Genomic DNA, 12,956 nt, shown 5'->3' with positions numbered 1-12,956 from the left:
CTTGAATTTCTCACAAGGGCAGATTTAGAAGCGAACTTCTTCGTCGCCAGCGGCGAGCCGCCCTCGTTGGTGAGGCGTATATAGTCGCCACCTCTTCATACTGTCAACAGCCTTCTCAGATGTTTTTGAACTTTTTGCGACAGAAGTTTCGGCCCCTGCCTGTTGATAGCCGGCTGCCCCTACGGAACGGGGATAACGCGGATGGCGGCCACCAGGGAGCCCTATTGCCGCCGCATTGCGGTTCGACACCGGCACCAACGAAGGAGGCGCCCGCGCACCCCCGCGCGAGGCCTTCTATAGGGACTGTGGGAAGACCAGTTATAAGAGACGCGCGGTTGGGGATTTCGGCCTAGGCTTGGCGTTTCGTTGACTTAAACCGCCGTGACAGGCAAGTGTCATGCGCACAACAAAAGCGACAAGCCGTTCCGCCCGGGGAAGAAGCAGCCTTTCTGGATGCCAGATACGGAAGATGTCATAGCCGAACTCGGCAACGAGCCGCCGCTGATCGCGGATGGCCGGAGCGGCCCGCCCGATCGGCGCGAGGTATCGGCGCGCTGGCTGTCGGGCACTTTTCTCACCGGCGTGACCTCCAGCGTCCTGATGGGCGTGGCGCTGTTCGCCGCGCTCGACGGGCGTCAGCAATTGGCGACGCCGCCCGAGATCGCCGAGCTCGCCCATATGGAGAACGGCGGCGATTCAGGCGAGATGGCCAAGACCACCAGGCTGGTGGCGCCGCGTCAGATCGCCAAGGCCAAGGACCGCCGGCGCATGGAAGTGTCGATGGTCACCAAGGTCGGCGACCGCGACGTCATCCACACCATGCCTTTCGTGCAGATCAAGATGGCGCTGGCCGCCGGCCACACGACCAACCGCCCCTACCCGCCCTTCGACCCGATGCAGGTGTTCAGCGACGACGGCGACGACAATGCCGGCCAGCCGGCGCCAGCGGCCGTCGCCGGCCAGATCTATGGCGCCAAGGTCGAAAGCGAGATGTCGCTGAAGACCGTCGATTTCCCGATCGAAACGGCGTCCTTCGACGAGAAGAGCGACCTGTCCGCCGACGAGGTGGAAAAGGTGGTGCGCGAGGCCGGCACCGATCTCAGCGACGGCGCCATCCAGGTCGCCTCCTTGCACTATGTCGATCCGCAGCGGTTCGGCGATGCCTTCGCCGAAAGCATGGCCGGCTCCTATGACGTGAAGATCGTGCCCGAGAATGTCTCGGTCTCGCCGCGCGTCGAGGCGGACGATCAGACGCCGGCCTTCGCCGAGGAAATCATCCCCTTCACCAAGGACACCGACATCGCCGAGGCCTTTGCTGATTCGGGCTATACCGGCGGCGACGCCACCGGCATGGCCGAGGCGATCGGCAAGCTTTTGAACGCCCCGGCGCTGAAGGCCGGAACCGTGCTGCGCGTCGGGCTCGAAATCCATGGCGATGCCGCCAAGGTGGTGCGCACCAGCGTCTATGACCGGACCCAGCACATCGTCACCATCGCGCTCGACGATCGCGGCCAGTACGTGCCGGCGCAGGAGCCCGAGCCCAATCCCGAACTGCTGACCGCATTCGACGATTCGCCGCCGGTGATCGTGCGCGGCAACCTGCCCAACATCTATGACGGCATCTACCGCGCCGCCTATTCCTACGGCATGTCGAAGAAGCTGACCCAGCAACTGGTCAAGCTGCTCGCCTCGGATGTCGACTTCCAGTCGCGGCTCAGCCCCTCGGACAGAATCGACGTGCTGTTCTCGCAGCCGGACGGCGACGACCAGGCCTCCGACGAATCCGAATTGCTCTATGTCTCGGCGACCTTCGGCGGACAGCTGCGCAACTTCTATCGCTTCCAGATGCAGGACGGCAGCACCGACTATTTCGATGAGAACGGCTCCAGCGCCCAGCAGTTCCTGCTGCGCAATCCCCTGCCGGCGGGAAAATTCCGCTCCGGCTTCGGCGCCCGCCGGCATCCGATCCTCGGCTATGTCCGCATGCACACCGGCGTCGACTGGGCCGCCCCGATCGGCACGCCGATCATCGCCGCCGGCAACGGCACCATCGAGAAGGCCGGCTGGGCCGGCGGCTATGGCAAGCAGATCATCATCCGCCACGCCAACGGCTACGAAACCTCCTACAATCACCAGACCGCCTTTGCCAAAGGCATCGAGCCAGGCGTCCATGTCCGCCAGGGCCAGGTCATCGGCTATCTCGGCCAGACCGGCCTCGCCACCGGCCCGCATCTTCACTACGAGCTGATCGTCAACGGCACCAAGGTCGATCCGATGCGCGTTCGTCTGCCGGTCGGCAAGGTGCTGAAAGGCGACGACCTGGTTGCCTTCAAGCGCGAGCGCGAGCGTATCGACGACCTGCTCAAGCAGGAAGACAACAATCCGCTCAAGGTCGCCAGCGCCAAGGTCGAAGGATAGGTTGGCGAGCGAATCCGCCTGTCGCCCGCGACGAATCAGTTTCGTGGCGAATCAGCCTGTGGATCATCCGCTCGGCGTGGCCACGGCAGCGCCTGGCCGGAAACCGTCATCCAGGCGATGACGGCCGCAAGCAGGCAGAGCAGCGTGGTGACGGCGGCGACGGCCGCGAAGGCCGCGTCGCTGGCGGCGAGCCTTGCGGCTTCGAGATCCGATGCAAGCCCTGCCGGCGCCTGTTGTCCGAAACCCGGAATGCCGGGCGCAGCGCCGGTGTTCAGTGCGTAGACCCAGGCCGCGAGCGAACCCATCGCCGCAACCGCGATCAGGCCGCCGATGCGCGAGACCGCATTGTTTATGCCCGAGGCGGCGCCGGTGTCCTTGTCCTCGACCGCCGTCATGATCGCGGTCGACAGCGGCGACACGACCAGCGCCATGCCGAGCCCCATCAGCGCCATCAATGGAAAGGTCCCGGTCCAGAAATTATGGATGCCGGCATGGGTGAGCAGCGCCAGCCCGGCAAAGGCAAAGGCAACGAGCAGGCTGCCGGCGGCGATCGGGAATCTCGGCCCGATCTTGTCCGACCACTGGCCGACAGGTCCCGACAGCAGCGCGATCGATGCCGACAGCGGCACGAAAATGAAGCCGACCTCGGCCGTGCTCAGCCCCCAGCCGGCAATCAGCAGCATCGGCAGGTAGAACAGATTGGCCGACAGCGCGAAATAGAGAAAGAAGGTCGCGAGATTGGCGCCGGCGAAGGCGCCGATCCGAAACAGCGACAGGTCGATCATCGGCTCGCGATGCTGGCGCTCGAAGAAAACGAACACGACAAGCAGCACCAGGCCGGCTGCGATGCTCGGCCAGGACATTTGGCCGCCGCCCTCGGCGCTCATCGAGGTCAGGCCGTAGGCCAGCAATCCGAACGCCAGCGTGGCGAGTCCGGCGCCGCCGAGGTCGAGGCTGCGCTTTTCCGTCGCGTCATCGGCCGGCACCTTGGCCAGGAGAAGATAGATCGAGATGAGGCCCAGCGGCAGGTTGATGGCGAAGATCGCTCGCCAGATGCCATTGCCGAAGGTGGACAGCACGAGGCCGCCCAGAACCGGACCGAGCGCGGTCGTCAGCGCCGAGGCCGCGGCCCAGACGCCGATCGCACGGCCGCGCTCCTTCTTCGGATAGGCCTTGGCGATGATGGCGAGGCTGCCCGGCACCATGATGGCGGCGCCGATCCCCTGGATGGCGCGGAAGCCGATCAGCACGCCGGCATTGGGCGCCAGCGCGCAGGCCAGCGAAGCGGCGATGAACAGCGCAATGCCGGTCACGAATGCGCGCCTGAGCCCGAACCGGTCGCCGGCGGCACCGCCTGCCAGGATCAGCGCCGATAGCGTCAGCGCATAGGCGTTGGAAATCCATTGCACCTCGGCCAGGCTGGCGCCGAGATTTTCCCGCAGCGCCGGCATCGCGATGGCCAGGACCGAGCCGTCGATGAAACCGAGCGCGGACGCCAGGATCGCGGCGATCAGCACGAACTTGCGCTGCGCCTGCGGGCAGAACGTGCCGTTCGCACGCTGCGCGGTCGAAAGCGAATCGGCGATGTTTTCGTCCGAAGCTGACATGACAGCCTGCTTAGCTCTGCGGTGAGGTCGCGGCAACAAGCCACAAGATTGCTGTTCTTGAAACCAGATTGCGCTGGCAGGACGGCCAGGAGGGCCGGCACTTATGATGCAAACGAAGCGTCGCGTGCTAGGTTCCGACCCGCCAACCGAACCAGCGCCAAAAGGGGAAACCATGAAGCGACCGCTCGAACCATCGGCAGAAGGACGCGGGCGCATCGTTGGCATAACCGACGGCGTCTTCGCCATCGCGCTGACCTTGATCGTGCTGGAAATCAGGGTGCCGCCGCATGAAGCGGTGCATTCGGAAATCGAACTGCTTGCCGCGATTGCGGCACTCGCCCCGCGCTTCCTGACCTATGCGCTGAGCTTCCTGACCCTGACCATCTTCTGGTTCGGCCAGCAGGCGCAGCATGGCCTGATCGCAAGATCGGACCGGCGGCTGGCAACGCTCAATCTCTGCTTTCTGGCCTTCATCGCGCTGCTGCCGTTCTCCACCGACCTGCTGGCCGATTTCCTCGAATACCGGGTCGCGGTGCTCGTCTACTGGCTGAATCTTCTGATGCTTGGCGTGACGCTTTTCGCCAGCTGGTGGTACGCGCAAAAGAATGGCTTCATCGCCGAGGAGGTCGACGCGGACACGACCCGCACTGTCTATCAGCGCATCATCAAGGCGCAGATCCTGTGGGCGGTCGGCGCGGCACTTTGCCTGTTCAGCCCGCTGCTCAGTATCGCGTTCATCCTGCTGGCGCAGCTGGTGTATGCCGCCGCGCCGCGCGCCTCACTGCTGCGTAAATTCATCGGTTGAGGTCCCGCCGACATCGATGATCGTGGGTCCGCCGACGAACTCCACGGTGACGCCCGGTGACACCAGCTTGGCAAGTTCCCGCGCATCCCAGTTGGTCAGGCGCACGCAGCCATGGCTTTCGGTCTTGCCGATCTTGGACGGGTCGGGCGTGCCGTGGATGCCGTAGGTCGGCTTGTCCAGCGCAATCCACACCGAGCCGACAGGCCCGTTCGGCCCCGGCGGAATGGTCAGGATCTTGTCGTTCTGGCCCTGCTTGAAATTGATGCTCGGGTTGTAGGTGTAGTTCGGGTCGAGCGCGATACGCGACACGGTGTGGATGCCCGACGGCGATGGCGTGTCGGACGAGCCGATGGTGGCCGGATAGGCGGCGACCAGCTTGCCCGCAGCATCATAGGCGAAGACTTCCTTCTTGCCCTTGTCGGCCACGATACGGGCGACCGGCGTCGACACCAGCCTGCCGAAATTGGCAACCTTGATGATCGTGCCGGGGCGGTTGAAATCGAGGCCCTGATTGATCGACTTCAGATAGTTCTCGTCCATATGGAAACGCTCGGCCAGCGCTTCGGTGACGGAGGTGTAGCCCATGCGGTCGAGCTGCGCCTTCTGGCTGTAGTCTTCCGGGATCGACGCGACGTAGGGGCCGGCCGCGTCCTCGGGCGTGATGGTGTAGGAGGCGAACGCATCGCCGCCCGACTGCGCCAGCGCCGACTGAATGCCGACGGCGTCGGTCGAGCGCAGATTGCTGCCGGTGATCTCGTTGTAGGCGGCCAGCGCCTTGTCGACATTGGAGCCGAATCGCCCGTCGATCACGCCCGGCGACGCGCCGGCGCGATCGAGCAGCACCTGCAGCGCCGCCACATCCTGGCGCGCGCCGAGCGACAGCGACGGGTCGACGGTGGCCTTGCCGCCGGTGTCCGGCGGCAGGGAAGCCTGCGTATCCGGATTGGCCGGCTGGTTCGGGTCGATCGACGCCTCGTTCAGCGGTTGGCGCTTGACGGTATTCGGCTTCGGCGCCTCCGGGTAGGTGGCGGTGTTGCCTTCATCATCCGGCACCGGGGGAAAGGCATCCACGGAATTGTCGCCATAGGGATCGTATTCGTCGGCCGGCGGCGGAATCACCCTGCCTTCCTCGTCCAGCTGCCTGCGGCGGAAGCGGGCCATGTCTTCGGGATCGTCGAGATAGTAGCGGTCGTCATCCTCGACCGGCGCGCGGCCGAGCTCCTGCATCCGCAGCTGCCGGCGCAGCGCCCTGCGATCGAGCCTGGTGCCCGGTGGCTGGATAGCGATGACCTTGCCGGTATCTGCATCGACTATGACGCGGTTTCCCCTGGCGTCGTAATAGACGTCGATGTTGCCGTCCTGGGCGAGAAGGATGCCGCCGGGAGCGCGGGCCTCCCTTTCCGCGCCGTCGCCACTCGGCGCCGCGAACGCGCCGGAAGACACCAATCCGGCGACAACAGCCGAAAGGCAGACGATCGTGCGCAACATTGTGGCCAACTCTCCGGTCCGTAATTGCCGCCGCGCGGCATGTCCCTTTGTGGCGAGCCCTTCGCCAGCAAACCATTTACCGAGCTTAAGGTTCCAACATGAACCGGGCATGAAGATGGCGGACTGCCGGCTGCTACAGGCCCAATTCCCTGCGTGTCTGTCTCGTCAGCTTGAGGACGACCAGGCGGTGACTTTCGCCGAGATAGTCCTTCAGCGCCGCATCATCCATGCTCTGGCTTGTCTGGCGCTGGATCCATTTCATGCCGCGCGAGGCAAGATAGGGCGCGGGCCTGCAGCCTGGCTGCTCCTTCAGCACGTCATAGGCGATGTCGGAACATTTGAAGGTGACGAAGAGCTGTTTGCCCTCGTTCCAGCCGCCAATGGCAAACACCTTGCCGCCGACCTTCCAGACGTGAGCGCCGCCCCACTGGACGACATGGGTCGCCCGGGGCAGCGAGGCGCAGAAGCTGTTGTAGTCGTCTAGCGTCATGCGGGCCCCGCCATTTCAAACAAGAAGAACGGCGAAGCCCATTCAGGCTCCGCCGTTCCGGTAAGGCAAGGCGGTTCAGGCCGCCGCCTCGGTCGCCACGACCGTCGGCTTCGAGCGGAAGTTCAGCCGGTCGGAACCTGCGGTGACCTTGACTGTCGAGCCGTCGAGGATCTCGCCGAGCAGGATCTTCTCAGCCAGCGGATCCTGCAGCTCCTTCTGCATCACCCGCTTCAGCGGCCGCGCGCCATAGGCCGGGTCGTAGCCTTTGGCCGCCAGCCACTCGATCGCGTCATGATCCAGCGACAGCGTGATCTTGCGGTCGGCGAGCAGGTTCTCCAGCCGCTTGAGCTGGATCTCGACGATGCGGTCCATGTCCTGCCGGCGCAGCCGGTGGAACAGGATCACCTCGTCGACGCGGTTGAGGAACTCCGGCCGGAACGAGGTCCTCACCACGCTCATCACCTCGTCGCGCACGGCATCGACATCCTGGTCCTCGCCGAGGCCGACGAGATATTCGGCGCCGAGGTTCGAGGTCATGATGATCAGCGTGTTGCGGAAGTCGACCGTGCGGCCCTGGCCATCGGTCAGCCGGCCGTCGTCGAGCACCTGCAGCAGCACGTTGAAGACATCCGGATGCGCCTTCTCGATCTCGTCGAACAGCACGACCTGGTAGGGCCGCCGCCGCACCGCTTCGGTCAGCGTGCCGCCTTCCTCATAGCCGACATAGCCGGGAGGCGCGCCGATCAGCCGGGCGACCGAGTGCTTTTCCATGAACTCCGACATGTCGATGCGCACCAAAGCGTTTTCGTCGTCGAACAGGAAATTGGCGAGCGCCTTGGTGAGCTCGGTCTTGCCGACGCCGGTCGGGCCGAGGAACATGAACGAGCCGATCGGCCGGTTCGGATCCTGCAGGCCCGCGCGAGCGCGCCGCACCGCTTTCGACACCGCCTGCACCGCTTCGCCCTGACCGACGACCCGCTTGCCGATCTCGTCTTCCATGCGCAACAGCTTGTCGCGCTCGCCTTCCAGCATCTTGTCGACCGGAATGCCGGTCCAGCGCGACACGATATGGGCGACGTGGTCGGGCGTGACCACTTCCTCGACCATGCCGGCCTTGCCGTCCTGCGTCTCGGCCTCCTTCAGCTTCTTCTCCAGCTCCGGGATCTTGCCATAGGCAAGCTCGCCGGCGCGCTGGAACTCGCCCTTGCGCTGGGCGATGGCCAATTCGTTGCGCGCCTCGTCAAGCTGCTTCTTGAGGTCGGCGGCGAGGCCGAGCTTCTGCTTCTCGGCCTGCCATTTCGAGGTGAGCTCGGTGGACTCCTCCTCCAGCCCGGCAAGCTCCTTTTCCAGCCTGGCGAGCCGGTCCTTCGAGGCGTCGTCCTTCTCGACCTTGAGCGCTTCGCGCTCGATCTTGAGCTGCATGATGCGGCGGTCGATCTCGTCCAGCGCCTCCGGCTTCGAATCGACCTGCATTCGCAGCCGCGAGGCGGCCTCGTCGACAAGGTCGATCGCCTTGTCCGGCAGGAAGCGGTCGGCGATATAGCGGTTCGACAGCGTCGCCGCCGAGACCAGCGCCGAATCGGAGATGCGCACCTTGTGGTGCTGCTCGTACTTCTCCTTCAGTCCGCGCAGGATCGAGACCGTGTCCTCCACCGTCGGCTCGTTGACGAACACCGGCTGGAATCGGCGGGCCAGCGCCGGGTCCTTCTCGACATGCTTGCGGTACTCGTCGAGCGTGGTCGCGCCGACGCAGTGCAGCTCGCCGCGCGCCAGCGCCGGCTTCAGAAGGTTGGACGCATCCATGGCGCCGTCCGCCTTGCCGGCGCCGACCAGCGTGTGCATCTCGTCGATGAACAGGATGATGCCGCCGGCGGCGGCCGTGACCTCGTTGAGCACGGCTTTCAGCCGCTCCTCGAACTCGCCGCGATATTTGGCGCCGGCGATCAGCGCGCCCATGTCGAGCGCCATCAGTTGCTTGTCCTTTAGCGATTCCGGCACGTCGCCATTGACGATGCGCAGCGCCAGGCCCTCGGCGATCGCCGTCTTGCCGACGCCAGGCTCGCCGATCAGCACCGGATTGTTCTTTGTGCGGCGCGACAGCACCTGGATGGTGCGGCGGATCTCGTCGTCGCGGCCGATGACCGGATCGAGCTTGCCGGCGCGAGCGTCGGCTGTCAGATCCCGCGCGTACTTCTTCAGCGCATCATAGCCCTGCTCGGCGCTCGCCGAATCGGCGGTGCGGCCCTTGCGGACATCGTTGATGACCTGGTTCAGCGCCTGCGCGGTGACGCCGGCCTTGGACAGGATGTCGGCGGTCTTGGCCGACTTCTCCATGGCGAGCGCCTGCAGCAGCCGTTCGACGGTGACGAAACTGTCGCCCGCCTTCTTGGCCAGGTCCTCGGCGGTCGCGAACACCTTGGCCAAAGGCTGCGCCAGGTAAAGCTGGCCGTTGCCGCCTTCCACCCTGGGCATCGCCTCGAGCGCCGCCTCGACGCCCAGCTTGACGTCGCGGGCATTGCCGCCGGCACGCTCGATCAGCGACGCGGCCAGGCCCTCGTCGTCATCGACGAGCACCTTCAGCATATGTTCAGGCGTGAATTGCTGGTGGTTGCGCGAGAGCGCCATTGTCTGGGCGGACTGGATGAAGCCGCGCACGCGCTCCGAGTATTTTTCAAGGTTCATATCTGTCTCCTTCCATCACCGGCCCGCTTTGCGGCACCGGATCAGATTGCGGTGACGGACCCGCTCATTCGAGCCGGATCCTGTTCACGCGAGATATGGTGAAGGGGCACAGGGCTCTCAAGGCGTCCAGGCGGCGCGGGATGCATATTATTCCAGCGCCGCGCAAAACGAAAACGGCGGAGATTTCTCTCCGCCGCTTGATGACCTGAAAACCGGACCCGTTCAGTTGTTGACGTCGGCAGCAACCGGATCGCTGGAGGCGCCGTCGGCCGGCGCCGGATTGTCCTCGGCCGGTGCGGCATTGCCTTCGACAGGGGCGGCATTCACCGCTTCGGCACCGGCATTGTCGCTGCCGGTTTCCACCTGGCTATCGGCCTGGTCGGCACCGGTTTCGTCGGCATTGCCGCGTGCACGGCGCGGACGGCGCTGGCGGCGCGAGCCGCCATTGTCGGAGGCCGCTTCGTTGCGCTCTGCCTGGGCAGCGAGAGCCGCCGGCGAAAAACTGTCGAACAAAGGTGCCTGCTCGGCCGCGACGGCCGGCTCCGCCGGGGAGGCGCTTTCCGGCTGCGCCGGCGCCTCGTTGCGGCGGTTCTGGTCGAAGCGCTGGCCGCCATTTTCGCCGCGCTGGTTATAATCACCGCGCTGGCCGTTCTGGCCGTAGCCGCCGTTCGGGCGGCGGTCGCGGTGGCGCCCGCCATTGTTGTCGCGCTGGCCATTGTCACGGCCGTCGCGCCCACCGCCATCGCGGCTGCCGTTGTCCTGGTTGAAGGCCAGTTCGCCTTCGATCACCGGCTGCGGCCCGCCGCCATGGTTGGCCTGCGCAGCCGGGGCTTCCGCGGTATTGCTGTTGCCGATGTTGTTGTCGAACTCGTCGCGATCCTCGTCCGCATCGTCGTCGAAATCGTCGCGGTTCTGCTGGACGTTCTGGATCGGCATCTGCGCCTGCGCGGCGGCAATGATGCGATTGTAGTGCTCGGCGTGCTGGAGGTAGTTCTCCGCCATCACCCGGTCGCCGGAGCTTTGCGCGTCACGGGCGAGTGCGGCGTATTTTTCGGCGATCTGCTGAGCCGATCCGCGGATCTTCACGTCCGGGCCGTTGCTCTCGTAGTTGCGCGTCAGGGGATTGGGGCCCTTGCGGTTGTTGTTGTTGCCACCGCCGCCGCCATTGTTGTTGCGACCGCGCATGCGCCTGTTCTGCTGTTGTGGCCTCATTCGACTCTCTTCAGTGTGAAATTTTCGAAAACTTTTTTACGAACGGAGGCGCTCATGCAGCCAGCCGTTTCGTTTCTTCACCGGCGTTCGCCCGCATCAATTGCGTTGGCGCCACGTGCCATCCTGTTCCGGTTACATCACTTGCCGGACGATTCCCGCACGAAGCATTGGCGTCGATTGCGCAAGAAGGCAGCTATTTCCAAGGAAAACCGAATCGCTAAGAGCACTGCCTGCTTCGTCTCATCCGGTTACTTCGACCCTAGCTGCATTCCCGGGCATTGCCAAGCCCTATTTCGCACTGCATCAGGGGTTTGCGCGTTCGAACACCAGAACCCTGTCGTTTCCGCCGAGGTCGCAGAACATACCGGACAACCGGTAGCCGGCTGCCAAGAAGATGTCCGTGACTTCGTTCCGTTGCGTGTGGCCGATCTCGACCGCAACCCTGCATTCGGCTTCCAGAAACCTTGTCGCCTCAGCGGCGATGATCCGGTAGGGACCAAGACCGTCCGCGCCGCCATCAAGGGCCAGATGCGGATCGAAATCGCGGACCTCGTCCTGCAGATTTCCTATGTCTCGACTGAGTATATAGGGAGGGTTTGCGGCAATTACATGGTACCGGCCGGAAACTTTTGCAAACCAGTCGGATTCAAGCGTTTCGAACCTGTCGGCCAGGCCCAGTTCGCAGGCATTGCGCATGGCGGTGGCAAGCGCGCCCGCGGCAATGTCGACACCAGTGGCGACAGCGCCGGGAACGGCGCTGAGCAGGGCCAGCGCGATGGCGCCGGTACCGGTGCCGAGATCGAGGATGCGGCATTCGCCAAGCCGCTCCGCTGTCGCCCTGGCGAAGGGTAGGATCGCCTCGACCAACGTCTCGGTGTCGGGCCGCGGCTCCAGCGTTTCGGGTGAAAGCCCAAGCCGCAGGCCGTAGAACTCGCGAAACCCGAGGATACGGTGAACCGGCTCGCCTGCGACGCGCCGTCGCAGGGCCACATCGATTGCCGCAATCGCGTCCTCCCGCACCGTTTGCGACGGCTCGGCGATGGCCTGGGTGCGGGTCGTTCCGGAAAAATGCTCGACCAGCAGCCAGGCATCCAGCGCCGGATCGGCCACGCCGGCGGCGGCAAGACGATGACGCGCCTCCCGCAGCAGCGGCCCGAGCGTGCCGGGCAAAATGTCAGCCATCGAGGCCGATGTCGGCGAGCAGCTTCGACTGGTGGTCGGCGATCAGCGCATCGACGACCTCGTCGAGCTCGCCCATCATCACCCGGTCGAGCTTGTAGAGGGTGAGGTTGATGCGATGGTCGGTGAGGCGCCCTTGCGGAAAGTTGTAGGTGCGGATGCGCTCCGAGCGGTCGCCCGAGCCGACCTGCGACTTGCGCGATTCCGAACGCTCCTCGTCCGCCTTGCTGCGCTCCATATCATAGAGCCGAGCGCGCAGGATCTGCATGGCCTTCGCCCGGTTCTGGTGCTGCGATTTCTCCGCCTGCACCACCATGATGCCGGTCGGCAAATGGGTGATGCGGACGGCCGAATCGGTGGTGTTGACGTGCTGGCCGCCTGAACCCGAGGCCCGCATCGTGTCGATGCGGATGTCTTCGGCGCGGATTTCGATGTCGACCTCTTCGGCCTCCGGAAGCACGGCGACGGTCGCAGCGGAGGTGTGGATGCGCCCGCTGGCCTCGGTCGCCGGCACGCGCTGCACGCGATGTACGCCGGATTCGAACTTCAGGTGCGCGAACACGCCCTTGCCCGAGACCGTAGCGATGATTTCCTTGAAACCGCCGGCATCGCCGTCGCTGGCCGACACTGTCTCGAACCGCCAGCCGCGTTCGGCGGCATAGCGCTCATACATGCGAAACAGGTCGCCGGCGAAAAGAGCGGCTTCATCGCCACCGGTGCCGGCGCGGATTTCGAGGATGGCATTCTTGTCGTCGGCGGCATCCTTGGGCAGAAGCAGGATCTGGATATCCTTCTGCAGCGCCTCGATGCGCTCCTCCACCCCTGGCAGATCCGCCTCGGCGAGCGCCCGCATCTCGGCATCGGTGCCCTTGTCGGCGAGCATCGCTTCGAGGTCGGCCTGCTCGTGCTCGGCCAAGCGCAATTCCCTGACCTTGGCCACCATGTCCTGCAACTCGGCATATTCAGATGCCATCTTAACATAGGCATCCGGCGCCGGGCCGGCCGACATCTGCGCTTCGAGCATCTCGAAACGCTTGACGACTTGATCCATGCGGTCGCGCGGCAGGTTGATCAT

General features: G+C 64.9%; 9 protein-coding genes. 2 read left to right on the top strand and 7 right to left on the bottom strand.

What is annotated here, in order from left to right; all coding sequences use genetic code 11:
• Window positions 1–453 precede the first annotated feature (453 nt).
• Window positions 454–2,418, top strand: coding sequence for a M23 family metallopeptidase (locus EN857_RS28365; RefSeq protein WP_187331473.1), 1,965 nt, complete (start codon window positions 454–456; stop codon window positions 2,416–2,418).
• A 35-nt stretch (window positions 2,419–2,453) separates the two neighbouring features.
• On the opposite strand, the gene EN857_RS28360 is transcribed toward EN857_RS28365, so the two are convergent.
• Window positions 2,454–4,025: an MFS transporter gene (locus EN857_RS28360; protein ID WP_127391297.1), complete on the bottom strand. Its 1,572-nt coding sequence runs from the start codon at window positions 4,023–4,025 to the stop codon at window positions 2,454–2,456.
• A gap of 172 nt (window positions 4,026–4,197) precedes the next feature.
• Between EN857_RS28360 and EN857_RS28355 the strand changes: the two genes are divergently transcribed.
• The gene (locus tag EN857_RS28355; protein ID WP_127391298.1) at window positions 4,198–4,830 is read left to right on the top strand and encodes a TMEM175 family protein; all 633 of its coding nucleotides are present in this window, start codon (window positions 4,198–4,200) and stop codon (window positions 4,828–4,830) included.
• On the opposite strand, the gene EN857_RS28350 is transcribed toward EN857_RS28355, so the two are convergent.
• The 6 genes from EN857_RS28350 to prfA form a co-directional block, all read right to left on the bottom strand.
• Complete coding sequence (locus tag EN857_RS28350) at window positions 4,804–6,318, bottom strand: L,D-transpeptidase family protein (RefSeq protein WP_127391299.1); 1,515 nt, start codon at window positions 6,316–6,318, stop codon at window positions 4,804–4,806. The genes EN857_RS28355 and EN857_RS28350 overlap by 27 nt on opposite strands.
• A gap of 133 nt (window positions 6,319–6,451) precedes the next feature.
• Window positions 6,452–6,808, bottom strand: a complete 357-nt coding sequence (locus EN857_RS28345) for an MmcQ/YjbR family DNA-binding protein (RefSeq protein WP_127391300.1) — start codon at window positions 6,806–6,808, stop codon at window positions 6,452–6,454.
• 75 nt (window positions 6,809–6,883) lie between these two features.
• The gene (gene clpB / locus EN857_RS28340; RefSeq protein ID WP_127391301.1) at window positions 6,884–9,490 is read right to left on the bottom strand and encodes an ATP-dependent chaperone ClpB; all 2,607 of its coding nucleotides are present in this window, start codon (window positions 9,488–9,490) and stop codon (window positions 6,884–6,886) included.
• Between the two features lie 222 nt (window positions 9,491–9,712).
• The gene (locus EN857_RS28335) at window positions 9,713–10,675 is read right to left on the bottom strand and encodes a DUF4167 domain-containing protein (RefSeq protein ID WP_245511353.1); all 963 of its coding nucleotides are present in this window, start codon (window positions 10,673–10,675) and stop codon (window positions 9,713–9,715) included.
• Between the two features lie 330 nt (window positions 10,676–11,005).
• Window positions 11,006–11,884 (bottom strand): peptide chain release factor N(5)-glutamine methyltransferase, encoded by an 879-nt coding sequence (prmC, locus tag EN857_RS28330; RefSeq protein ID WP_127392795.1) that lies wholly within the window; start codon window positions 11,882–11,884, stop codon window positions 11,006–11,008.
• Complete coding sequence (gene prfA / locus EN857_RS28325; protein ID WP_135859415.1) at window positions 11,877–12,956, bottom strand: peptide chain release factor 1; 1,080 nt, start codon at window positions 12,954–12,956, stop codon at window positions 11,877–11,879. Before prfA ends, prmC begins: the two co-directional genes overlap by 8 nt.

It is taken from the genome of Mesorhizobium sp. M4B.F.Ca.ET.214.01.1.1, assembly GCF_004791545.1.
Classification (GTDB): domain Bacteria; phylum Pseudomonadota; class Alphaproteobacteria; order Rhizobiales; family Rhizobiaceae; genus Mesorhizobium; species Mesorhizobium abyssinicae.
This window is presented reverse-complemented; position numbering and strand designations above follow the sequence as displayed.